Annotated in this window: 25 protein-coding genes and 1 pseudogene; 23 read left to right on the top strand and 3 right to left on the bottom strand. The window is 66.6% G+C overall.

Annotation, left to right across the window (positions count from 1 at the left end):
- Positions 1–106 precede the first annotated feature (106 nt).
- The 19 genes and pseudogenes from nuoI to VD964_RS04325 all read left to right on the top strand — a co-directional run bounded on the left by nuoI (position 107) and on the right by VD964_RS04325 (position 17748).
- Complete coding sequence (gene nuoI / locus VD964_RS04410) at positions 107–595, top strand: NADH-quinone oxidoreductase subunit NuoI (protein ID WP_014248411.1); 489 nt, start codon at positions 107–109, stop codon at positions 593–595.
- Positions 596–613: 18 nt separating this feature from the next.
- Positions 614–1228, top strand: coding sequence for an NADH-quinone oxidoreductase subunit J (locus VD964_RS04405; protein WP_324865963.1), 615 nt, complete (start codon positions 614–616; stop codon positions 1226–1228).
- A 2-nt stretch (positions 1229–1230) separates the two neighbouring features.
- Positions 1231–1539 carry an NADH-quinone oxidoreductase subunit NuoK gene (gene nuoK / locus VD964_RS04400; protein WP_014248409.1) on the top strand — a complete coding sequence of 103 codons (309 nt, stop codon included), beginning with the start codon at positions 1231–1233 and terminating at the stop codon, positions 1537–1539.
- 9 nt (positions 1540–1548) lie between these two features.
- Positions 1549–3663, top strand: a complete 2115-nt coding sequence (nuoL, locus tag VD964_RS04395; protein WP_324865958.1) for an NADH-quinone oxidoreductase subunit L — start codon at positions 1549–1551, stop codon at positions 3661–3663.
- A gap of 25 nt (positions 3664–3688) precedes the next feature.
- A complete protein-coding gene (locus VD964_RS04390) occupies positions 3689–5215 on the top strand; it encodes an NADH-quinone oxidoreductase subunit M (protein WP_149222103.1) in 1527 nt (508 codons plus the stop codon).
- 13 nt (positions 5216–5228) lie between these two features.
- Positions 5229–6677 (top strand): NADH-quinone oxidoreductase subunit NuoN, encoded by a 1449-nt coding sequence (nuoN, locus tag VD964_RS04385; protein ID WP_324865955.1) that lies wholly within the window; start codon positions 5229–5231, stop codon positions 6675–6677.
- 10 nt (positions 6678–6687) lie between these two features.
- A complete protein-coding gene (locus VD964_RS04380) occupies positions 6688–7482 on the top strand; it encodes a biotin--[acetyl-CoA-carboxylase] ligase (protein ID WP_324866115.1) in 795 nt (264 codons plus the stop codon).
- A gap of 32 nt (positions 7483–7514) precedes the next feature.
- The gene (locus tag VD964_RS04375; RefSeq protein ID WP_324865953.1) at positions 7515–8288 is read left to right on the top strand and encodes a type III pantothenate kinase; all 774 of its coding nucleotides are present in this window, start codon (positions 7515–7517) and stop codon (positions 8286–8288) included.
- Entirely contained in the window at positions 8285–10000 is a 1716-nt protein-coding gene (locus VD964_RS04370) for a ribonuclease J (protein ID WP_324865951.1), read from the top strand. The genes VD964_RS04375 and VD964_RS04370 overlap by 4 nt, the downstream gene beginning before the upstream one ends.
- Positions 10001–10071: 71 nt before the next feature.
- Positions 10072–10476: a methylmalonyl-CoA epimerase gene (mce, locus tag VD964_RS04365; protein WP_324865949.1), complete on the top strand. Its 405-nt coding sequence runs from the start codon at positions 10072–10074 to the stop codon at positions 10474–10476.
- Between the two features lie 34 nt (positions 10477–10510).
- The gene (locus VD964_RS04360) at positions 10511–10765 is read left to right on the top strand and encodes a DUF1467 family protein (protein ID WP_324865947.1); all 255 of its coding nucleotides are present in this window, start codon (positions 10511–10513) and stop codon (positions 10763–10765) included.
- 23 nt (positions 10766–10788) lie between these two features.
- A complete protein-coding gene (locus tag VD964_RS04355) occupies positions 10789–11364 on the top strand; it encodes a DNA-3-methyladenine glycosylase I (protein WP_324865945.1) in 576 nt (191 codons plus the stop codon).
- Between the two features lie 477 nt (positions 11365–11841).
- Positions 11842–12744, top strand: coding sequence for a hypothetical protein (locus VD964_RS04350; protein ID WP_324865943.1), 903 nt, complete (start codon positions 11842–11844; stop codon positions 12742–12744).
- Entirely contained in the window at positions 12741–13208 is a 468-nt protein-coding gene (locus tag VD964_RS04345; protein WP_324865941.1) for a hypothetical protein, read from the top strand. Before VD964_RS04350 ends, VD964_RS04345 begins: the two co-directional genes overlap by 4 nt.
- A 155-nt stretch (positions 13209–13363) precedes the next feature.
- Complete coding sequence (gene proS / locus VD964_RS04340) at positions 13364–14677, top strand: proline--tRNA ligase (RefSeq protein WP_324865939.1); 1314 nt, start codon at positions 13364–13366, stop codon at positions 14675–14677.
- 124 nt (positions 14678–14801) lie between these two features.
- Positions 14802–16049 carry a lipoprotein-releasing ABC transporter permease subunit gene (locus tag VD964_RS04335; RefSeq protein ID WP_324865937.1) on the top strand — a complete coding sequence of 416 codons (1248 nt, stop codon included), beginning with the start codon at positions 14802–14804 and terminating at the stop codon, positions 16047–16049.
- Entirely contained in the window at positions 16042–16782 is a 741-nt protein-coding gene (locus tag VD964_RS04330) for an ABC transporter ATP-binding protein (protein WP_324865935.1), read from the top strand. The genes VD964_RS04335 and VD964_RS04330 overlap by 8 nt, the downstream gene beginning before the upstream one ends.
- 102 nt (positions 16783–16884) lie before the next feature.
- Positions 16885–16962 (top strand): annotated as a pseudogene (locus tag VD964_RS29960) (hypothetical protein); the annotation flags it as partial.
- A 9-nt stretch (positions 16963–16971) separates the two neighbouring features.
- Positions 16972–17748, top strand: coding sequence for a dienelactone hydrolase family protein (locus tag VD964_RS04325; RefSeq protein ID WP_422652932.1), 777 nt, complete (start codon positions 16972–16974; stop codon positions 17746–17748).
- Between the two features lie 123 nt (positions 17749–17871).
- Here VD964_RS04325 and VD964_RS04320 read toward each other — a convergent pair whose 3' ends face one another.
- Positions 17872–18447 (bottom strand): cysteine hydrolase family protein, encoded by a 576-nt coding sequence (locus tag VD964_RS04320; protein WP_324865931.1) that lies wholly within the window; start codon positions 18445–18447, stop codon positions 17872–17874.
- 109 nt (positions 18448–18556) lie between these two features.
- Here VD964_RS04320 and crcB point away from each other — a divergent pair, with 109 nt between their 5' ends.
- From crcB to VD964_RS04300, 4 genes are read left to right on the top strand one after another with little or no spacing between them, the layout of a single operon-like run.
- On the top strand, positions 18557–18958 hold the full coding sequence (crcB, locus tag VD964_RS04315) for a fluoride efflux transporter CrcB (RefSeq protein WP_324865929.1): 402 nt from the start codon (positions 18557–18559) through the stop codon (positions 18956–18958).
- On the top strand, positions 18958–20022 hold the full coding sequence (locus VD964_RS04310) for an RluA family pseudouridine synthase (protein ID WP_324865927.1): 1065 nt from the start codon (positions 18958–18960) through the stop codon (positions 20020–20022). The genes crcB and VD964_RS04310 overlap by 1 nt, the downstream gene beginning before the upstream one ends.
- Positions 20022–20708 (top strand): HAD-IA family hydrolase, encoded by a 687-nt coding sequence (locus tag VD964_RS04305; RefSeq protein ID WP_324865925.1) that lies wholly within the window; start codon positions 20022–20024, stop codon positions 20706–20708. Before VD964_RS04310 ends, VD964_RS04305 begins: the two co-directional genes overlap by 1 nt.
- A 3-nt stretch (positions 20709–20711) precedes the next feature.
- The gene (locus VD964_RS04300) at positions 20712–21407 is read left to right on the top strand and encodes an ATP12 family chaperone protein (protein ID WP_324865923.1); all 696 of its coding nucleotides are present in this window, start codon (positions 20712–20714) and stop codon (positions 21405–21407) included.
- Positions 21408–21582: 175 nt separating this feature from the next.
- Here VD964_RS04300 and VD964_RS04295 read toward each other — a convergent pair whose 3' ends face one another.
- Positions 21583–22143, bottom strand: a complete 561-nt coding sequence (locus VD964_RS04295) for a PRC-barrel domain-containing protein (protein ID WP_324865921.1) — start codon at positions 22141–22143, stop codon at positions 21583–21585.
- Positions 22144–22237: 94 nt separating this feature from the next.
- Entirely contained in the window at positions 22238–23167 is a 930-nt protein-coding gene (locus tag VD964_RS04290) for a folate-binding protein (RefSeq protein ID WP_324865919.1), read from the bottom strand.
- Positions 23168–23208 lie beyond the last annotated feature (41 nt).

Genomic DNA, 23208 nt, shown 5'->3' with positions numbered 1-23208 from the left:
AAGCAAGCCAGCCTGCACCGAACCCATCATTGATGTGTCGATTTGAGTGCCGGCGAGCCGTCCGAACAAAAGGGCGTCCGCCGGCGAGGAAGGAGACGAAGAGGCCATGGCGTTCCTCGACCGCGCGGCGCGCAGCCTGTTCCTGACCGAGCTGCTGGGCGGCATGGCGCTGACCTTGCGCTACATGTTCAAGCCCAAGGTCACGATCAACTATCCCTATGAGAAGGGCCCCATCAGCTCGCGCTTCCGCGGCGAGCATGTGCTCCGCCGCTATGCGAATGGCGAAGAGCGCTGCATCGCGTGCAAGCTTTGCGAAGCGGTGTGCCCGGCTCTCGCCATCACCATCGAGGCCGAACCGCGTGACGACGGCAGCCGCCGCACGACGCGCTACGACATCGACATGACCAAGTGCATCTACTGCGGCCTGTGCCAGGAGGCCTGCCCGGTCGACGCGGTGGTCATGGGGCCGAACTTCGAGTTCTCCACCGAATCCCGTGAAGAGCTCTTCTACAACAAGCAGAAGCTGCTGGCGAACGGCGACCGCTGGGAGGCGGAAATCGCCCAGAACCTCGCGGCCGAGGCTCCTTACCGGTAAGCGGAAGCGAGAAAAACGATGATACTCCAAGGCATCGCCTTCTACGTGTTCGCCGCGCTGCTGGTGGCCTCCGGTGTGATGGTCATCTCGGCGCGGAACCCCGTTCATTCGGTCCTTTTCCTGATCCTCGCCTTTTTCCAGGCGGCCGGTCTCTGCGTCCTGATGGGCGCCGAGTTCATCGCGATGATTCTCATCATCGTCTATGTCGGCGCCGTGGCCGTGCTGTTCCTGTTCGTGGTGATGATGCTCGACATCAACTTCCGCGAGCTGCGCAAGGGTGCGATGGAGGCGCTGCCGCTGGGCGCGCTCGTCGGGCTGATCCTGCTGGCGGAACTGGCGGCCGTGCTGGGCGGCTGGATCGTGGCTCCCAACGTCGCCGCCGTCGCCGGTGCGCCGACGCCGGCGCTCGATCAGGTGACGAACACCCATGCGCTCGGCCGGCTGATGTACACGCAGTACGTCTACCTGTTCCAGGCGTCGGGCATCGTCCTGCTGATCGCCATGATCGGCGCCATCGTGCTGACGCTGCGGCATCGTCCGGGCGTGCGCAAACAGAATGTCGGCGCCCAGATCTCCCGTCGCCGGGAAGACGTGGTCGTCATTCGCAAGGTCACGACCGGGGAGGGCGTGTGATCATGGAGATCGGTCTCGGACATTACCTGACGGTCTCGGCCATCATCTTCACGCTGGGTGTGCTGGGAATCTTCCTGAACCGGAAGAACGTCATCATCATCCTGATGTCGATCGAGATGATGCTGCTGGCGGTGAACCTCAACCTCGTCGCCTTCTCGACCTTCCTGCACGATCTGGTCGGCCAGATCTTCGCCATGATCATCCTGACCGTCGCCGCCGCCGAGGCGGCCATCGGCCTCGCCATCCTGGTGGTCTACTTCCGCAACCGCGGCTCGATCCGAGTCGAAGACATCAACATGATGAAGGGCTGAGGCGGCGCCATGGAAGTGCTAGTCGTATTCCTTCCGCTCCTGGCGTTCCTCGTCGCCGGATCGATCGCGCTGTTCGGCGGGCCGAAGGCCGAGCCGGCGGCTGCGGGTCACGGAAGCCACGGTCATGGCCATGACGATCACGGGCACGCCCAGATCGCCCACGCCCATGACGATCATGCCCACCACATCTCGCACGACGAGCTGGACCACGCGCACGACGACGCCCACGACGACCACCATGTCGTCGCCGGTCCGCCGACCGTCGGCGACCGCGTCTCGCAGTTCGTGACCGCTGGTGCCGTGCTGGTCTCGGCGATCCTGTCCTGGGTCCTGTTCTTCGACGTCGCCGTGGGCGGTCATCCGCGCACCATCGAGCTGATGACCTGGATCCAGAGCGGCACGCTGGACGTGAAGTGGGCGCTGCGCGTCGACCAGCTCACCGCGGTGATGCTGATCGTCGTCAACACCGTCTCGGCCTGCGTGCACGTCTACTCCATCGGCTACATGGCCGAGGATCCGCAGAAGCCGCGCTTCATGGGCTACCTGTCGCTGTTCACCTTCGCCATGCTGATGCTGGTGACGGCTGACAACCTGGTTCAGCTGTTCTTCGGTTGGGAAGGCGTCGGTCTCGCCTCCTACCTGCTGATCAACTTCTGGTACGAGAAGCCCTCGGCCAACGCCGCAGCCATGAAGGCCTTCCTGGTCAACCGCGTCGGCGACTTCGGCTTCGCGCTCGGCATCTTCGCGATCTTCGTGCTGACCGGCTCCGTCCAGTTCGACGCGATCTTCGCCAAGGCCCCGACGCTGACCGGCGAGACGCTGCATTTCCTCAGCTGGGACTTCAACGGCCTGACCATCGCCTGCCTGCTGCTGTTCATGGGCGCCATGGGCAAGTCGGCGCAGCTCGGCCTGCACACCTGGCTGCCGGACGCGATGGAAGGCCCGACCCCGGTGTCGGCGCTCATTCACGCCGCCACCATGGTGACGGCCGGCGTCTTCATGCTCTGCCGCCTGTCGCCGGTGTTCGAATACGCGCCGACGGCGCTGGAAGTCGTCGCGGTGGTCGGCGGCCTGACCGCCTTCGTGGCGGCGACGATCGGCTTCACGCAATTCGACATCAAGCGGGTCATCGCCTATTCGACGATGTCCCAGCTCGGCTACATGTTCTTCGCCATCGGCGTGTCGGCCTACAGCGCCGCCATGTTCCACCTGTTCACGCACGCCTTCTTCAAGGCTCTGCTGTTCCTTGGTGCCGGCTCGGTCATCCATGCCCTGCACCATGAACAGGACATGCGCAAGATGGGTGGCGTCTGGCGCAAGATCCCCGTCACCTACGCGATGATGTGGATCGGCAACTTGGCGCTGGCCGGTCTGCCCTTCTTCGCCGGCTATTATTCCAAGGACATGATCCTGGAGGCGGCCTTCGCGTCGGGCAGCGGGGTTGGGCGCTTCGCCTTCGCGCTCGGCATCGCAGCCGCGCTGCTGACCGCCTTCTACTCCTGGCGTCTCCTGTTCATGACCTTCCACGGCACGCCGCGGATGGACAAGGAGGTGTACGACCACGCCCATGAATCGCCGGTCGTCATGCTGGTGCCGCTGGCGGTGCTGACCCTCGGCGCGCTGTTCGCCGGTGTCGGCTTCCACGAGTGGTTCATCGGTCACGACCGTGCCGAGTTCTGGGGCAAGGCCCTGATGGTCCTGCAGGACCACGACACGATCGAGGCCGCTCACCACCACACGCCGGGCTGGGTCAAGCTGGCCCCGCTGGTGGTCGGCCTGATCGGCATCGCCATGGCTTATGTCGGCTACATCATGATGCCGGGCCTGCCGGGCAAGATCGCCGGCACCTTCCGCGGCATCCACCAGTTCCTCTACAACAAGTGGTACTTCGACGAGCTGTATGACGCGTTGTTCACCCGTCCGGCCAAGGCCCTGGGCTATGGGCTGTGGAAGGCGGGCGACGGTGCGGTGATCGACGGCGTCGGTCCCGACGGCGTCGCCGCCGCCACCCGCGACGTCGCGGCGCGCGCCAGCCGTCTGCAGTCCGGTTACGTCTATCATTACGCCTTTGCCATGGTGATCGGGGTCGTCCTGTTCGTCGCCTGGCTGTCGGTCTTCGGCTGAGCGGTATCGAAGGAGAACAACAACAATGGCTAGCTGGCCGATCCTGTCGTTCGCGACCTTCCTGCCGCTCGTGGGCGTCGCGCTGATCCTGCTGTTCTGCCGGGGCAATTCCCCGGACGTGCTGCGGAACGTGCGGTACATCTCGCTGTGGACGACGCTCGTCACCTTCGTGCTGACCCTGCTCGTCTGGGCCAACTTCGATCCGCGCAATCCCGGCTACCAGATGGTCGAGAAGGCGGGCTGGATCCCGGAATTCGGCATCAACTACCACATGGGCGTCGACGGCATTTCGGTGCTGTTCGTCGTCCTGTCGGGCTTTCTGATGCCGCTGTGCATCCTGGCGAGCTGGGAGTCGGTGCAGGTCCGGGTGAAGGAATACATGATGGCCTTCCTCGCGCTGGAAACCCTGATGATCGGGATGTTCTGCGCGCTGGACTTCGTGTTGTTCTACATGTTCTTCGAAGGCGTCCTGATCCCGATGTTCCTAATCATCGGTGTCTGGGGCGGTCCGCGCCGCGTCTATGCCGCCTTCAAGTTCTTCCTCTACACGCTGCTCGGCTCGGTCCTGATGCTGCTGGCGATCCTGGCCATGTATTTCGTGGCCGGCACCACCGACATCCCGACCATCACCGCCACCCAGTTCCCGCGCAACATGCAGCTGTGGCTGTGGCTCGCCTTCTTCGCCTCCTTCGCTGTGAAGGTGCCGATGTGGCCGGTCCACACCTGGCTGCCGGACGCCCACGTCGAGGCACCGACCGCCGGTTCGGTCATCCTGGCCGGCGTGCTGCTGAAGATGGGTGGCTACGGCTTCCTGCGCTTCAACATTCCGATCCTGCCGGAAGCGACCGAGTATTTCGCGCCGCTGATCTACACCCTGTCGGTCGTCGCCGTGATCTACACCTCGCTCGTCGCTCTCGCCCAGGAGGACATGAAGAAGCTGATCGCCTATTCGTCGGTCGCGCACATGGGCTTCGTCACCATCGGCATGTTCGCGCTGAACCAGCAGGGCATCGAGGGCTCGATCTTCCAGATGCTGTCGCACGGCATCGTGTCGGGAGCCCTGTTCCTGTGCGTCGGCGTCGTCTATGACCGGCTGCACACCCGCGAGATCGCCCGCTACGGCGGCCTCGTGAAGAACATGCCGAAATACGCGGTGATCTTCCTGTTCATGACCATGGCCTCGGTCGGCCTGCCGGGCACCGCCGGTTTCGTCGGCGAGTTCCTGGTGCTGCTCGGCGTCTTCCGCGACAACACCTGGGTCGCCGCCCTGGCCGCCACCGGCATGGTGCTGGGTGCCGCCTACGCGCTGTGGCTGTACCGCCGCATCGTCTACGGCAAGCTCGTGAAGCCGGACGTCAAGGCGATGTTCGACATAACCCCGCGCGAAATCGCGGTGTTCCTGCCGCTGGTCGCCGTCGTCCTGTGGATGGGCGTCTATCCCAGCAGCTTCCTGAACGTCACCTCGGCATCGGTCGAGCAGCTGATCCAGACCTACCAGACCAAGCTGGCCGCGTCGCACGCCGCGTCCGGCGTCTCGGTCGCCGCTCGGTAAGGGGTTCTTCGACATGACCGCAGTGTTTCCCGACATCTGGCCGGCCCTGCCGGAGATCTTCCTGGCACTCTCGGGCGTCGCCCTGCTGATGCTGGGCGTGTTCCGCGGCGACGGCTTCACCCGTCCCGTCTCCTACCTGTCGATCGTCTGCATGCTGCTCGCCGCCGTCCTGGCGATGGGCTACGGCAGCGGCCGCATCGTCACCTTCAACGGCATGTTCGTGATGGACGCCTTCGGCGTCTTCATGAAGGTGCTGGTGCTGGTGTCCGCGGCCTTCGCGGTCGTCCTCTCGCTCGGTTTCAACGAGCGGGAGCAGATGGCCCGCTTCGAGTTCCCGGTGCTGATGGTCTTCGCGACCCTCGGCATGCTGATGATGATCTCGGCCAACGATTTCATCTCTCTGTATGTTGGCCTTGAGACTCAGAGCCTTGCGCTCTACGTCATCGCGGCCTTCCGCCGCGACAGCGCCAAGTCGTCTGAAGCTGGCCTGAAATACTTCGTCCTCGGCTCGCTCTCCTCGGGCATGCTGCTGTACGGTGCGTCGCTGGTCTACGGCTTCGCCGGCACGACCTCGTTCGACAAGGTGGCGGCGCTGTTCGCCGGCGGCGCCCACGTGTCGCCGGGGCTGGTGATCGGCCTCGTGTTCGTGATGGCTGGCCTGGCCTTCAAGATCTCCGCGGCCCCGTTCCATATGTGGACCCCGGACGTCTATGAGGGCGCGCCGACCCCGGTGACCGCCTTCTTCGCGGCGGCCCCGAAGGTCGCAGCCATCGCGCTGCTGACCCGGGTGGTGATCGAGCCGTTCGGCCATCTCGCCGCCCAGTGGCATCAGGTGCTGGTCGCCGCCGCCGTGCTGTCGATGGTGATCGGGTCCTTCGTCGCCATCATGCAGACGAACATCAAGCGCCTGATGGCCTACAGCTCCATCGGCCACGTCGGTTACGCCCTGGTCGGCCTGACCACCGGCACCCAGGACGGCGTGCGCGGCGTGTTGATCTACATGGCGCTCTACATCGCCATGAACATCGGCGCCTTCGCGGTCATCCTCAGCATGAAGGCCAAGGGCCAGATGCTGGAGGAGATCAAGGACTTCGCCGGTCTGTCGAAGACCAACCCGATGCTGGCCGCGACCATGGCGATCTTCATGTTCTCCATGGCCGGCATCCCGCCGATGGCCGGATTCTTCGGCAAGCTGTACGTCTTCCTGGCCGCCGTCGCGGCACAGGAATACACGTTGGCCGTGATCGGCGTGCTGACGAGCGTCGTGGGCGCCTTCTACTACCTGCGCATCATCAAGATCATGTATTTCGATGAGCCCGCGGTTGTGGTCGACAAGGTGGACGACGACGGCATGACCGGCGTCCTGGTTGTCACCAGCCTGTTCACCCTGCTGTTCTTCGTCGCTCCGGCGCCGATCCTGAACGGTGCGGCTGCTGCTGCGGCGGCCCTGTTCGCCGGGTGACGGCGGACCGATGACGGTATCGCTCGAAGCGGAGGCGGCGCGTCTGCGCCTGCCTCCCGGCTTCCAGGTCAAGGCCTTCGACTCCGTCGGCAGTACGAACGACGAAGCGAAGGCCTTGTCGCGTTCAGGGGCACCCGAAGGCACCATCGTCTGGGCCCGCCGCCAGGAAAGCGGGCGCGGCCGACGCGGCCGGGCCTGGACCTCGCCCGAAGGCAATCTCTACAGCTCGACGATCCTGCGGCCCGGGATGCCACCGGCGGAAGCCGCACAGGTTTCCTTCGTCGCCGCGCTGGCCATCGCCGAGACCGCCGAATCCGTGCTGCCCGATCCCGGCGGCGTGCGCTGCAAATGGCCGAACGACGTGCTGGTGCAAGACCGCAAGCTGTCCGGCATCCTCCTCGAGTCGGAGCCTGCGGCGGACGGTACGGTCGCCTGGGTGGTGCTGGGCGTCGGCATCAACCTGCGGCATTTTCCCGCGACCGCCGATTACGGCGCGACATCGCTGATCGCGGAGGGGGCGCCGCCGATGGGGGCAGGCGCGCTGCTGGAGGTCTTTGCCGGCCATCTGGCGGACTGGTATGGGCGCTGGCGCGCTTATGGCTTCGCTCCGGTGCGTGAAGCGTGGCTGGCTCGGGCCCGCGGATTGGGCGGGCCGATCCTGGTCAGGCTGGCCGATCGGACGATCCCCGGCACCTTCGCCGATCTGGACAGCGACGGCGTTCTGTTGCTTGATCCAACGGACGGCGGACCGCGCCAGCGGATCGCCGCCGGGGACGTGTTCTTCGCGCCTCCCGCCGCCAGCTAATCCCAAGTGCCCATCGCCTTCAGGACCACGCCATGCTGCTAGCCATCGACGCCGGAAACACGAATGTGGTGTTCGCCATCTATGACGGCGACCGCCAGCGCGGCATCTGGCGCACGGCGACCGATCCCAAACGCACCTCCGACGAATACATGGTGTGGCTGACGCACCTGATGGCGCTGAAAGGGCTGAAGCCGGTCGACATCCATGGCGCCATCATCGCCAGCGTCGTGCCCGGCGCCACCTTCAACCTGAAGCGCCTGTGCAAGGATCATTTCGGCTGCGAACCGGTGATCGTCGGCCAGCCCGGCGTCGAATTGGGCGCCAAGGCGCTGGTCGACCGGCCGGAGGAGGTCGGGGCCGACCGGCTTGTCAACACGGTGGCAGCCGCCGCGACCTACAAGACCCCGCTGATCGTCATCGATTTCGGCACGGCGACGACCTTCGACGTGGTGGATGCCGACGGCAACTATTGCGGCGGCGTGATCGCACCGGGGCTGAACCTGTCGTTGGAGGCGCTGCAGATGGCCGCCTCCAAGCTGCCGCGGGTCGAGATCCAGCCGCCGGACCACGTGATCGGCAGGAACACCATCGCCTGCATGCAGTCGGGCATCTTCTGGGGGTATGTCGGCCTGATCGAAGGGCTGGTGGCCCGCATCCGGGCGGAGTACGGCGAACCGATGCGGGTTGTCGCCACTGGCGGATTGGCTGTTCTTTTCGCCAAGGCTACCCATGTGATCGAACACACCGACAATGAGCTGACGCTCCGCGGTCTCCTCCTGATCCACAAGCGCAACACGGTCCAATGACACAATCCTCCAAGACAGCCGCCGGAACCCCTGCAGCCCCGGCGGACACCTTCGTTCCGGAGGATGGCGCCCTGTATTTCCTCCCGCTCGGCGGTTCCGGCGAGATCGGGATGAACCTCAACCTCTACGGCCATCAGGGCAAGTGGCTGATGGTGGACCTCGGCATCTCCTTCGCCGACGACACCATGCCTGGCCTCGACGTGATCATGCCCGACCCGGCATTCATCGCCGAGCGGCGGCAGGATCTGGTCGGGCTGGTGTTGACCCATGCGCATGAGGACCATCTCGGCGCCGTACAGTATCTGTGGCCGGAACTGCGCTGCCCGGTCTATTGCACGCCCTTCACCGCAGCCTTCCTGCGCGCCAAGCTGCATGAGAAGGGGCTGAGCGCGACGGTTCCGATCCACGAGATTCCGCTGGGCGGCACGGTGGAGATCGGTCCCTTCTCCGTCGAATACGTCACCATGACGCATTCGATTCCTGAGCCGAACGCGCTCGCCATCCGCACCTCCGCCGGCACCGTCCTGCACACCGGCGACTGGAAGCTGGACCCCGATCCGCTGGTCGGCGACATCGCCGACGAGGCGCGGCTGCGCGCCATCGGTGACGAAGGGGTGCTGGCGCTGGTCGGCGACAGCACCAACGCGCTGGTTCCGGGCTCCGCCGGGTCGGAGGCGACGGTGCGCGCCTCGCTGATGGAGCTGTTCGGGCGCTACCGCGACTCGCGAATCGCCGTCAGCTGTTTCGCGACCAACGTGGCGCGGCTGGAGAGCATCGCCGCCGCCGCCGCCGCCCACGACCGCCACGTGGCGTTGGTCGGACGGTCCCTGTGGCGGATCAACGAGGCGGCGCGGGCCAGCGGCTATCTGGCCGGCGTGCCGAAATTCCTGTCGGAGCATGACGCCAGCTACCTGCCGCGGGAAAAGCTGGTGCTGATCTGTACCGGCAGCCAGGGGGAGCCGCGCTCCGCCCTTGCCCGCATCGCCGCCAACGACCATCCGCAGGTGACCCTGTCGCGCGGCGACGTGGTGATCTTCTCCTCCCGCGAGATCCCCGGCAACGAGCGGGCCATCGGCCGCATGCAGAACCAGCTGGTCGCCCAGGGGGTCGAGCTGGTGACGGCGGACGAGGCGGCGGTCCATGTCTCCGGCCATCCGGCGCGGGACGAACTGGTGCGCATGTACCAGTGGGTGCGTCCGCGCATCGCGGTGCCGGTCCATGGCGAGCAGCGCCACCAGCAGGCCCACGCCGCTTTGGCCGAGGATTGTCAGGTTGCCCACAGCATCGTGCCGGCCAATGGCGAACTGATCCGGCTCGACGGGGTGGAGGGCGCTCAGGTGGTGGCCCATGTGCGGTCCGGCCGCATGGCGGTGGACGGCAAGCGGCTGGTGCCGCTCGACACCGGCATGATGCGGGCGCGCAACCGCATGGTGAACAATGGTGCCGCCGTGGTGACGCTGGTCATGACCGGAACGGGCGAACTGCTGACCGCGCCGCAGATGGCGGTGATGGGGCTGATCGACGAGGCGACCGACCGCGACATTCTGCTCGATGTGATTGACGCGGTGCGCGAATCGGTGGCGATGCTGCCGAAATCGGCGCGGGCCGACGATGCTCAGGTGAAGGAGGCGGCGCGGATCGCCGTGCGCCGCTGCTTCAATGCGACCCATGGCAAGAAGCCGGTGACGGAGGTCCATCTGGTCCGCGTCTGACGGAAATTGTGTATAACAGGCTTATCAGAGCCCGATAACGGGCCGAACGGAAAGCCAGCGAGAGGACACGCATGATCGGGAAGCTCAACCACGTCGCCATCGTCGTTCCGGACCTGCCGGCGGCGACGGCGCTCTACCGCGACACGCTGGGTGCCGCGGTGTCGCAGCCGGTGGATCTGCCGCCGCACGGCGTGACCGTCGTCTTCGTCACCCTGCCCAACACCAAGATCGAGCTGCTGCATCCGTTCGGCGAGAAGTCGCCGATTGCCGGCTTCCTGGAAAAGAATCCGTCCGGCGGCATCCACCACATCTGCTACGAGGTGGACGACATCCTCGCCGCCCGCGACCGGATCAAGGAGCAGGGTGCCCGCGTGCTCGGCGACGGCGAGCCCAAGATCGGCGCCCACGACAAGCCGGTCCTGTTCCTGCACCCCAAGGACTTTTGCGGGACGCTTGTGGAACTGGAACAGGCCTGACCCTGCCTGACGGGACTGGAGCGCGGAGAGGGCGATGGACAACTGGGTGACGGCGGTCTTCGTCTATATCGTCGTGTGGTGGGTGGTGCTGTTCGGGGTGCTGCCCTGGGGTGTCAGGACGCCGGACGAGCCGGAGCCCGGCATGGCCTCTTCCGCGCCTGTCGAACCGCGCATCCTGCGCAAGTTCATGATCACGTCGGTGGTCGCCCTGCTGGTTTGGCTGGTGATCTTCGGCGTGGAACAATCCGGGATCATCTCCTTCCGCGAGATGGCGCGGCATATGTACTGACCGACCGGAGAGGAGAGGGCGGGGTGAGCCTGACCTACTGCGCGGCCGCACCCGGCCATCCCCACCATGGTCCCTACCATGACGGCGAATACGGCTTCCCGAGCGGCGACGACCGGGTGCTGTTCGAGCGGCTCGTTCTGGAGATCAACCAGGCCGGGCTGTCCTGGCTGACCATTCTGAAGAAGCGCGAGGCGTTCCGCGCCGCCTTCGACGATTTCGACATCGATCGGGTCGCCGCCTATGGCGAGGCGGAGCGGGCACGGCTGCTGGCCGACGCCGGCATCATCCGCAACCGCCTGAAGGTCGATGCGGTGATCGAGAATGCCCGCCGCATCATCGCATTGCGCGAAACCCACGGTTCATTCGACGGCTGGCTGCGCGCCCACCATCCGCTGACCAAAGCGGAATGGGTGAAGCTGTTCGGCCGGACCTTTCGCTTCACCGGCGGCGAGATCGTCGGCGAATTTCTGATGAGCCTCGGCTACCTGCCGGGCGCGCATCAGCCGGACTGCCCGGTCCACGCCGCCGTCCTGGCGCAGAGTCCGCCCTGGAAAGCCGCGGTCGACAACGGCTATCGCGGGTATGAGCCCGTGAAATAGGCAATGTCCCGGTCAGAACGGCGGCAATCGCCGAAAGGCTGGGCAAAATTGCAAAAACTTTGAGCATGACAGGGCTCTGCCTCAGTTTTAGGCTTGCCACGGGATCGGCTCGGGTCCACACTTTTGCTGTGACGAGGGAGGTTCTTCCTCCCTTTCCGACGCCTGGTGGCGATTCCTCCCTAAACTCGACAGGCCGCGCCGCATTTGCCGCGCGGCCTTTCTTTATCCGCGATGCCGATTGTTTGCCTGCGGACGGGAAATTTCCGCTGCAGGTCCAGAAAACGTTAACGGTTTCCTTGGTAGCGTTGCTCGGCCCGCCTCTGCCCTGGGGTTTCTCCCTTTCCGGCGGGAATGGTCGCAAAGAACGCCGCCCGGAGGCACGCGCCGCCCAGGTGGCCGTCCGCATTGGCCGATCGGACAAGCCGGTCATCGCCCGTTCCGGCGGGCGTCAGAAGAAGGACGACAGTCGAGGCGCCGATGGCCGCGAACGAAAACGAACGGTTCGATCAGTTCGCCGCGGTTCTGACGACCGAACTGTTGGAGCGGACCAGGAAAAGCATGGAGTTGCTGGCGCCGGATCAGCAGCCTTGCTCCATGCTGCCTTTCATCCAGACGCCGTCCTTCGTCGAGTTCTATCAGGACCTCGTGCGTGTCGGCATCCTGCCGGTCGTGCTCAGCCGCCGGCCGGTGCGCGCAATTGTCGGCGACGTCGATTGGGCGCGGGAGGGGCGCGAATATCTGCTGACGGTCCTCGACGACCGCTCCAATGCCGTCTTCACCGCCTGGGAGTATGCCTGGGATTCGCTGTGGGACGAGCGCAAGGTCGGGCAGGACAGTGGCGGGGCAGGTGGCGGCGCCAAGCCGAAGAAGGGCTTCTTCAGCGCCCTGTTCGGCCGCAAGCGCGAGGAGAGGTCCGACAGCGGCCATGGCGGTGGCGCGGAGGGCGGCGTGATGGCCGGGCTGCACATCATGCTGACCGAACTGGCGGAGAAGCGCGGTTTCCTGCCATTGTTCCACGACGATGTCCGCATCCTGAAGGCCCTGCCGCGGCTGAAGCCCGGCCGGGTGGCGCAGGCCTGGAAGGAAATCACGCAGTACCACCACCAGGAATTCTATATGCCCGAACCCGAGCAGGCGAAGCCGGGTGTGACCTCGGACTGCCTGCAGAAATGGCATTACAATCTGCCGGACAAGATCGGCGAGTTCCTGGTGCTGAAGGCCGCGGTCGACCTGGAGCATGTGAACAAGCCCTTCATCGGCAAATACATCCGCCAGTCGGCGCGGACCCAGGAGGAGGCGGAGAAAGGCATGCCCTACCTGTCGCTCTATTGGAAAGCCATGCGCAACCCGGCCCTGGTGGCCGAGCGGCACACGCTGTGACGGCGCCAAAGGCCCTGCGCGCCGGCCTGACGGCGTGCCTGCTGGCTCTGGCGGCCGGCACCGCTTCGGCGCAATCGCAGCCGCAGTTGCCAGGGCCCATTCCGCTGACCCCCGATGCCGCCCGCGAGCGGCCGGTGATCGATTTGTCGCTGTGCCAGCGGCTGACCCGCCATGTGCCGGCCGCCGATGTGGAATACCGGCCGGGGGTGGATGTGAACGGCCGCCCGGTGGTGCCGGCCGACCTGCCGGGCACCGCGGGCGCCCAGCCGCCCACTCCCATCGACCTGCCGCTGTCGGTCGATCTCGCCCGGCGGATGGGCATCGTCCTGCCGTCGGTGCCGTTCCTGCCCGACGACGTGACCTCGGTCTGGCTGAGCGTCGTCGGCGACCGGCTCTATCTCAACGGCCAGCCGATCGATCCGGGGGCAGAGGACCGCCTCTACGCCTATTGCCGCGCCCGGTAGGGCCGGAACAGGCAGGGGAGGAAGCGGGGGCTTACAGTGGACAAGTGCGGGCGACCTTCCTAAAGTCGCTCACCCGCCGCCCGAGTCCGCTCCTGTTCGAAAATGGAGCATGTCCGCGCGGCCTTGTCGAACACCTCGCACACGAGAGCAGAGCCATGCGGCTGTCCAGCTTCTTCATGCCGACCCTCAAGGAGACCCCGACCGAGGCGCAGATCGTCTCGCACCGCCTGATGCTGCGGGCCGGGATGATCCGCCAGACCAGCGCCGGCATCTATGCCTGGCTGCCGCTGGGCTATCGGGTTCTGCGCAAGATCGAGCAGATCGTCCGCGAGGAGCAGGACGCCGCCGGTGCGCAGGAACTGCTGATGCCGACCATCCAGTCGGCCGATCTGTGGCGCGAGAGCGGCCGTTACGACGATTACGGCAAGGAGATGCTGCGCATCACCGACCGTCACGACCGCGAGATGCTGTTCGGCCCGACAAACGAGGAGATGATCACCGACATCTTCCGCTCCTTCGTCAAGAGCTACCGGCAGTTGCCGCTGAACCTCTACCACATCCAGTGGAAGTTCCGTGACGAGATCCGCCCGCGCTTCGGCGTGATGCGCGGCCGCGAGTTCCTGATGAAGGACGCCTACTCCTTCGACATCGATGCGGACAGCGCGCGCCGTTCGTACCAGAGGATGTTCCTGGCTTACTTGCGCACCTTTGCCCGCATGGGGCTGAAGGCGATCCCGATGCGCGCCGACACCGGCCCCATCGGCGGCGACCTGAGCCACGAGTTCATCATCCTGGCCGAGACCGGCGAAAGCGGCGTCTTCTGCCACAAGGACTGGATGAACCTGGACGTGCTGAAGGACGCCCCCGGCATGGAGGACGACCTGCAGCCCTTCTTCGACCGCGTCACCGGCATCTATGCGGCGACCGACGAGAAGCACGATCCGGCCAACAGCCCGCTTCCGGAATCGGATCTGGTCTCGGCCCGCGGCATCGAGGTCGGCCACATCTTCAACTTCGGCACCAAATACTCCAAGCCGATGAATGCCGTGGTCGCCGGCCCGAACGGCGAGTCGATCCCGGTGGAGATGGGCAGCTACGGCATCGGCGTGTCGCGCCTGATGGGTGCGATCATCGAGGCCAGCCACGACGACAACGGCATCATCTGGCCGGACGCCGTCGCCCCCTTCAACGTCGGCCTGATCAACCTGAAGTCCGGCGATGCAGAGACCGACCGCGTCTGCGCCGAACTGAACGCCAAGCTCGAAGCGGCCGGCCTGGAGGTCGCCTATGACGACCGCGACGAGCGTCCCGGCGCGAAGTTCGCCGACATGGACCTGATCGGCGTTCCGTGGCAGCTGGTCGTCGGCCCGCGCGGCCTGAAGAACGGCGTCGTCGAGCTGAAGCGCCGCGCCACCGGCGAGAAGGAAGAACTGCCGGTCGAGGCGGCCCTGGCGAAGCTGCTGGGCTGATCGGATTAGCTCGAAAAGGCAGCCCGGTTCGCCTAAGCCGGCGATCCGGGCTTTGCCCTTTTCCCGCCACGCTCACGTTCTTATGTAGGGCGTCGTTTCAGCCCACCCACAGGACCCCAGCCGCATGATCTTCAACGCCTTCGAACGCATGGTCGCGATGCGTTACCTCCGGGCGCGCCGCCAGGAAGGGTTCATCTCGGTCATCGCGGGGTTCTCGCTGCTGGGCATCGCGCTCGGCGTCGCGACGCTCATCATCGTGATGGCGGTGATGAACGGCTTCCGGGCGGAGCTGCTGGGCCGCGTGCTCGGCCTCAACGGGCACCTCAACGTCTACAACATGCGTGGCGGGCCGCTGCCGGACTTCGACATCCTGGCCGGCAAGCTGCGCAACACGCCCGGCGTCAACACAGTCACGCCGACGGTGGAAGGCCAGGCGCTGGTGTCGGTGCGCGGCGTCGCGTCCGGCGCGGTCATCCGCGGCGTGCGGGCAGAAGACTTCAAGATGCGGCCGACGCTCGCCAACAACGTCATCCGCGGCTCGGCGGAGGAGTTCGGAGACGACCGCATCGCAATCGGATCGCGCATGGCCCAGCGGCTGGGATTGAGTGTCGGCGACCAGATCACGCTGATCGCGCCGCAGGGCAACGTCACCGCCTTCGGCACCGTGCCGCGGATGCGCAGCTATCCCGTCGGCGCGATCTTCGACGTCGGAATGTTCGAATACGACAACAGCTTCATTTTCCTGCCGCTGGAGGAGGCGCAGGCATTCTTCCGCACCGGCGACGCCGTCACCTCGCTGGAGGTCTTCATCGACGACCCGATGCAGATCGTGGCCGCGCGTGCCGCCGTCCAGTCGGCGGTGGCCGGGGAGGGGCGGGTGGTCGACTGGCAGCAGTCGAACGCCAGCTTCTTCACCGCGCTCCAGGTCGAACGCAACGTGATGTTCCTGATCCTGTCGCTGATCATCATGGTCGCGGCCTTCAACATCATTTCCAGCCTGATCATGCTGGTGAAGGACAAGGGGCGCGACATCGCGATCCTGCGCACCATGGGGGCGACGCGCGGCATGGTCATGCGCATCTTCTTCCTGTCCGGCGCCAGCGTGGGCGTGACGGGGACGCTGCTGGGGCTGGCGATGGGCGTGTCCTTCGCGCTGAACATCGAGAGCATCCGGCAGGTCATCCAGGGGCTGACCGGCACCAACCTGTTCAACGCCGAGATCTATTTCCTCTCCCATCTGCCGGCCAAGATCGACTGGAGCGAGGTGGTGCAGGTGACGCTGATGGCGCTCGGCCTGTCCTTCGCCGCCACCATCTATCCGTCCTGGCGCGCCGCCCGGCTCGATCCGGTGGAGGCGCTGCGCTATGAGTGACGCCGTTATGGAACCGATGCTGGAACTGAAGGGCATCGTCCGCCGATTCGAACAGGCGGGCGAGATTCTGGAGGTGCTGCGCGGGGTCGAATTGACCGTCGGCGCCGGCGAACTGGTGGCCCTGGTCGGCCCGTCGGGTGCCGGCAAGTCCACGCTGCTGCACATCGCCGGCCTGCTGGAACGGCCGACCGGCGGCACGGTGCGCATCGCCGGCACCGACGTCTCGAACCTGGACGACGGCAAACGGACCGAGGTTCGGCGCCGGTCCATCGGCTTCGTCTACCAGTTCCACCACCTGCTGCCGGAATTCTCGGCGCGGGAGAACATTGTCCTGCCGCAGATGATCGCCGGCGTGCCGAAGTCGGTCGCCCGCCAGCGCGCGGACGAGCTTTTGCGCATGGTCGGGCTGGAACAGCGCGGCACCCACCGTCCGGCCCGCCTGTCGGGCGGCGAGCAGCAGCGAGTCGCCATCGCCCGCGCGCTGGCCAACGCCCCGTCGCTGCTGATCGCCGACGAGCCGACCGGCAACCTCGATCCGCATACGGCGGAGCATGTCTTCACCATGCTGTCGGCGATCGTCCGTCAGGCCAAGGTGGGGGCCCTGGTCGCGACGCACAATCTGGACCTCGCCCGCCGCATGGACCGGGTTCTGGAGATGCGCGACGGGCGGCTGGTCGAGTACCAGCCGTCGGAATTGGTCCCGTTGGCCGAGGCGGTGCCGGACGCGTCATAGGCCGAAAGCGCGTCCTTCCCCCGGTTGCCAAGCCGGCGTCGTGCCCCCACTCTCAAGCGCGACCGCGCCGGCTGAGCTGCGGCATAGGCAAGACAGGGGGCATCGGGGATGGACCAGCGTATCATCGATCTCTACGACGAATACACCCATGCACCGCTGCCGCGCCGGGTCTTCCTGGAACGGCTGGCGGTGCTGGCCGGCAGTGCGGCGGCGATCCCGGCCATTCTGTCTGCGATCGAGCCGAACTATGCCCACGCGGCCATCGTCGGCGAGGACGACAAGCGTCTGGCGGCGGAAAAAGTGAGCTTCCAGGGGGCGACCGGCGACGTTGCCGGCTATCTCGCCCGGCCGAAACTCTCGGACAAGGCCCCGGCGGTGATCGTCATCCACGAGAACCGCGGCCTGAACGCCTATGTCGAGGACGTTACCCGCCGGCTCGCCACCGAAGGCTTCGTGGCCCTGGCGCCCGACCTGCTGTCGCCGCTGGGCGGCACGCCGCAGGACCCGGACAAGGCACGCGATATGATCGGCCAACTGGACGGCGACAAGACGGTCAACAACCTGATCGCGGCCATGAGCTACCTGATGGCCTACCGTTATTCCTCGGCCAAGGTCGGCGCCATCGGCTTCTGCTGGGGCGGCGGCATGGTCAACCGGCTGGCGCTGAAGGCGCCCGACCTGATGGCCGGCGTCGCCTTCTACGGCCCGACGCCCGACCCGGCGCTGGTCACCACCGTCAAGGCTCCGCTGATGCTGCATTTTGCCGGGCTCGACCAGCGCATCAACGCCGGCATCCCCGCCTATGACGAGGCGCTGAAGAAGGCCGGCGTCGAACATCAGATCCACATGTACGAGGGCGTCAACCACGCCTTCCACAACGACACTTCGGCCGAACGCTACAACAAGGAGGCCGCCGATCTGGCCTGGAAGCGCACGGTGGAGTTCCTGAAGGCGAAGCTGGCGTAGGCAGGCGTGCTGTTGCCCCCTCCCTAACCCTCCCCCGCTAACGCAGGAGAGGGAACTCCGCCGGATTCCCGCAAAGCTCCTACCCCCTCTCCCGCAAAGCGGGGGAGGGATGGGGAGGGGGCATCACCGCAACACCTCTCCCAACACCTCCGCCGTCTCCCTCACCGTCGCATATTCGCCGTCCATGTTGGCGAGCGACAGGTCGTGGACCTCGTCCGCGGTGCGGAATCTCCCCGCCCGGTCCAGACGGGCGAAGGTGAAGCAGGCGTCGGCGACCAGACGTACGTCGTAGCCCAGGTTCCCGGCCATCCGCACCGTCGCCTCGACGCTGTTGTTGGTGATGACGCCGGCCACCACAAGCGTGCCGATGCCGCGGCCGCGCAGCCACTCGTCCAGGCCGGTGCCGATGAATGCGCTGTTCACCCGCTTTCCGATCACGGTCTCGCCCGGCAGCGGCATGGCCTCCTCCTTGAAGGCATGGCCGGCACTGCCGGGACGATAGGTGGAGGCCGGATCGGTCGAATCGTGGCGGATATGGACGATGGGCCGCCCGCCCTGCCGCCAGGCGGCCAGCAATGCCGCGATGTTGGCTTCGGCCTGCGGGTTGTTGCGCGGGCCGATGCGGCTCCAGCGCGGGTCGTCGATGGCCTTTTGCAGGTCGACGACCAGCAGGGCGGTGTTGTTGGGGAGCGTTTCCATGCCGACGATCCTGCCGCCATTGTCCATCGCGTGACAAGTGGCGCGGTTTCTGGCTCTAATCCGGCGCTCGATCCCCATTCCCACCGTTCTGCGCTGAACCGGAGGCGCCGTGCTCGCATCCCCCCTGTCCTTGCTTGCCGTCGCCGCCGGAGGTGCCGCCGGTTCGGTGGCGCGCTATCTGATGCTGCTGGCGATCATGCAGTGGGCCGGCACCCGGTTCCCGGTGGGGACGATCGTCGTCAACGTGATCGGCTGCACGGTGATGGGCGTGCTGTCGGAACTGGCGGCGCTGACCTGGTCGCCATCCCCGGAGCTGCGCGCCCTGCTGCTGGTCGGCGTGCTCGGCGGCTTCACCACCTTCTCCTCCTTCACGCTGGACATCGGCGTTCTCGTCGCCCGTGACGAGTTCGCCGCGGCGGCGGGATACTTCCTCGCCTCGACGCTGTTCAGCGTGGTGGGCTTCTTTGCCGGCCTGTGGGCCGTGCGTTCTCTTGTTTCGGTGTCCCTCTGATGACTGACTCTCCCAATCCCGCTGCCGATCACGCCGATACCGCGTCGACCGAATCCAAGGGCGACAGCAAGGTCGAAACCCGCATCGTCACGGCCGACGAGGCCGATATGCGGCTCGACCGCTGGTTCAAGCGGCATTTCCCCGACGTGAACCACAGCTATCTGCAGAAGCTGCTGCGTACGGGCCAAGTCCGCATCGACGGCAAGCGGGCGGAGACGTCGTCGCGTCTGGCGGCGGGGCAGGGCGTGCGCATCCCGCCGCTGGCCGCCTGGGCGGCTCCGGTCAGGGGGCCCAATCCGGGGGCGGGCAAGCCCAAGGGCATGTCGGACAAGCAGATCGCCGAGCTGCAGGCGCTGGTGCTCTACCGCGACGCCGACGTGATCGCCATCAACAAGCCGGCGGGTCTGGCGGTGCAGGGCGGCACCGGCACCTCCAAGCACCTCGACGCCATGCTCGACGCCTTGCGCTTCGACGGCAACGAGCGGCCGAAGCTGGTCCACCGGCTGGACAAGGACACCTCGGGCGTCCTGCTGCTGGCCCGCACCACCTTCGCCGCCAGCAAGCTGACGGAGCTGTTCCGCGGCAGCGCCGTGCGCAAGATCTACTGGGCCGTCACCGTCGGCGTGCCGACGCCCTATCAGGGCAAGATCGACCTCGCGCTTGCCAAGGAAGGCGGTCCCCATGGCGAGCGGGTGGCGGAGAACAAGGAAGAGGGCAAGCGCGCCGTCACCGTCTATTCGGTGCAGGAGAATGTCGGCAAGCAGGCGGCCTTCGTCGCCATGTGGCCGCTGACCGGCCGCACCCACCAGCTGCGCGTCCACATGGCCGCCGTCGGCACGCCGATCCTCGGCGACGGCAAATATGCCGGACAGGGCGCCTTCCTGGCCGGGGCGGAGGTGGCGAAGAAGCTGCATCTGCATGCCCGCCGGCTGATCCTGCCGCACCCGCGCGGCGGCAAGACCATCGACGTGACGGCGCCGCTGCCCGACCACATGCAGGCGACCTGGAAGTATTTTGGCTTCAGCCCCAACCTGCGCGACGATCCGTTCGAGGATTTCGAGTGATGGCGGCTTCCGGGAAATCGCCCCTGCGGTTGGCCCTGTTCGATTGCGACGGCACGCTGGTCGACAGCCAGTTTGCGATCATCGACGCCATGACCCAGGCCTGGGCCGAGCACGGGCTGGGCGAGCCCGACCCGATGGAGGTCCGCCGCATGGTCGGGCTGTCGCTGGTGGAGGCGGTGTCCCTGCTGCTGCCGAAGCACGATGCCGAGGCCCATGTCGCGGTTGCGGAGAGCTACAAGCGCGCTTTCGCTGCCGCGCGCAGCCGGGGCGATGTGGACGAGCCGCTGTTCCCCGGCATCGTCGACACGCTGGCGGCGCTGGAAGAGGCGGGCGTCCTGCTGGGCGTCGCGACCGGCAAGTCGCGCCGCGGGTTGGACGCGGTGCTGAAGGGGCACGGCCTGACCGGGCGATTCGTCACGCTGCAGACTGCCGATGTCGGTCCCGGCAAGCCCAACCCGCACATGGTCCAGCGCGCGCTGGCGGAGACCGGCGCGGAGGAGGCAGGCACGGTTGTGATCGGCGACACGACCTACGACATTCAAATGGCCCGCAACGCGCGGGTGCGTTCGGTCGGCGTCTCCTGGGGCTATCATGCGGTGCCGGAGCTGGAGCGGGCCGGGGCGGACCGCATCGTTCACCGCGGGCGGGATGTCGCCACCGCGGTGCTGGAGCTTTTGGAAGGGTAAGCGATGAAGCGTTTCTACAAGGCGGCGGGGGTCGGCGAGACCGAGGGCGGTTTCCGGGTCGAGCTGGACGGTCGTCCGGTGCGCAGCCCGGCCAAGGCGCCGCTGGTCTTCCCCAGCCGGCCGCTGGCCCAGGGCGTCGCGGACGAATGGGCGGCGCAGGGCGACCAGATCCACGCCCATTCCATGCCGCTGATGCAGTTGTCGAGCACCGCCGTGGACCTGATCCCGGCCAAGCGGCAGGACATCGTCCAGGCCATCAGCGCCTATGCCGGCACCGACCTGCTGTGCTACCGCGCCGAACATCCGCAGCCGCTGGTGGACCGGCAGGCGCAGCTGTGGCAGCCGCTGCTTGACTGGGCGGCGCTGACCTACGACGCGCCTCTCCATGTCTGCGCCGGCCTGATGCCCAAGCCGCAGCCGGAGGAGGCGCTGGCCGCCCTGCGCCGGGTGGTGGAGCGGACGGACGACTGGTACTTGTCGGCGCTGCAGACCACGACCGGCGTCTGCGGCTCCATCATCGTGGCGCTGGCCCTGCTGGAAGGCCGCATCAGTGCGGAAGAGGCCTTCGAGGTTTCGCAGCTGGACGAGACCTACCAGATCGAACAATGGGGCGAAGACGCCGAGGCCACGAAGCGCCGCGCGAACGTGCGTGCGGAGATCGTGGCCTGCCGGCGCTTCGTGGATCTGCTGCGGGGGTAGGTTGCTGGGGTGGATGCCCCCTCCCTCCCACGGCTTTGCCGCGGGCCCCTCCCTCCCCCGCCCTCGGTCGGCCGAAGGCCGATCCGATTGCAGGAGAGGGGAGATTTCCGATTGCGGCGGCAGTTCCCTCTCCCACCGAAGGTGGGGGAGGGTTAGGGAGGGGGCTTGGTCCGCCTTACTTCGCCGTGCTGCTGCCGGTGGTCCCGGTCGAGCCGGCGGTCGGGGCGGCGCCCGGCGCCGCCTTCTCGTCTTCGGCCGGCTTCCGGTTCTTGTTCAGCGACGTCATAGTGTCGTCGTACTTGAACTCCGGCATCGCCTTGACGTCATCGCGGCTCATGCCGGCCAGATTCAGGCGGTTGTTCTGCGAATCCCAGTTGGCGGCGGTGTAGTCGACTGCGACCTGCTTCTCACCGATGCCGAGGAAGCCGCCGGAGCTGACCACCAGCTGCTTGGCCTGCCCGTTGGCATCGAGAATGACGTCGTCGACCTCGCCGATCTTGTCGTTGTCGCGGCCGTAGACGTTCTTGCCGATCAGCTCCTCGGCGCTGGCCAACTGGCCGCCGGTGGCGCCGGACGTGGCCGAGCTGCCGGTGGTGGCGCTGTCCGGCGACGCGCTGTTGGACATGGTGGAGGTCGACGAGGACGGATTGCCCACGGTCGGCGAGGTGGTCTGCGCGACGGCGGCACCGGAGAGCAAAGCCAGCGTGGCGGCGGTGACAATCAGGGTGCGACGCATGGGGTGGCTCCTTTGTCGTTGTGTCGAAAGACACCAGAACAACAGGCGCAAGCCCCGTTTGATTTCACCTTCCGTGAACTCTTTCGGTGTGGAACTAGCCCTTGGTGGTAATGTCCCAACCCGGTTCCTGCGGCGTCAGCGTCGCCGGACCGGCCTGGAACGAAAGCCCGTTTTTGGCCGCGCGCTCCACCTCCTCCAGCCGCAGCAGGGCGAGTGCCGCACCGTCGCGGACGCTGCGGATCTCCCCGGCCTCCTTGCCGTCCAGCGTCACCGCGGTTCCGGGCTCCGGCATCGGGCCGTCGACGGCGGCGGGAAACAGCTTCTTCTTGATCAGGGCGCGGTACTTGGTGCGGGCGGTCAGCTCCTGCCCCATGTAGCAGCCCTTGTCCCAGGAGATGGCGTTCAGCGCGTCCATCCGGTTCTCCAGGGGAATCGACTTTTCCGGAATCAGATCGGCGGTCCCGTCCGGCACGCCGAGCGACAGGCGCAGGCGGTCGTAGTCCGCGGCATCCCGTCGCACCAGCCCGGCCGCCTCCAGCGCCGCGATGCCGTCCGCAGGCAGGAACAGGCGGGCGCCCAGTGTCGGCAGGCGGGGGTCGGTGAAGGCGATCCCGCCGCCGAAGGGCCGAGCCGTGCCCGGCTCCGCCGGCAGTCCCAGCGCCGTCAGCGCGCCGTCGCCGAACGCTACGGCGACGCGCAGCGCCTCGGCCCGGTCCTCCAGCGCGATCTTCGAGCGGAGCTTGTACATCTTCAGCCGGCGCAGCAGGTCGGCGCGGCGGTCCGTCTCCGGATCGAGCAGAAGGGCGGCGGCCGAATCCGCACCCGACTCGACGGCATCCGACTCAACAATGGTGAAATCATGCAGGAACTTGCCCTGCGGGGTCAGGAACAGGGCATAGGCGGCATGATCGGGGGTGACGCGCAGCATGTCGTTGGACACCAGCCCCTGCAGGAAGGCCTTGCGGTCCTCCCCCGTCACCGCCACCACGCTCCGCCGGTCCAGCACCGCGTAACCCGCCGACATCCTTGCCTCCACCCTGTCCGATCGGCCGAACTGCCGACCGT

The sequence above is a fragment of the Azospirillum sp. genome (genome assembly GCF_035628975.1).
Classification (GTDB): domain Bacteria; phylum Pseudomonadota; class Alphaproteobacteria; order Azospirillales; family Azospirillaceae; genus Azospirillum.
This window is presented reverse-complemented; position numbering and strand designations above follow the sequence as displayed.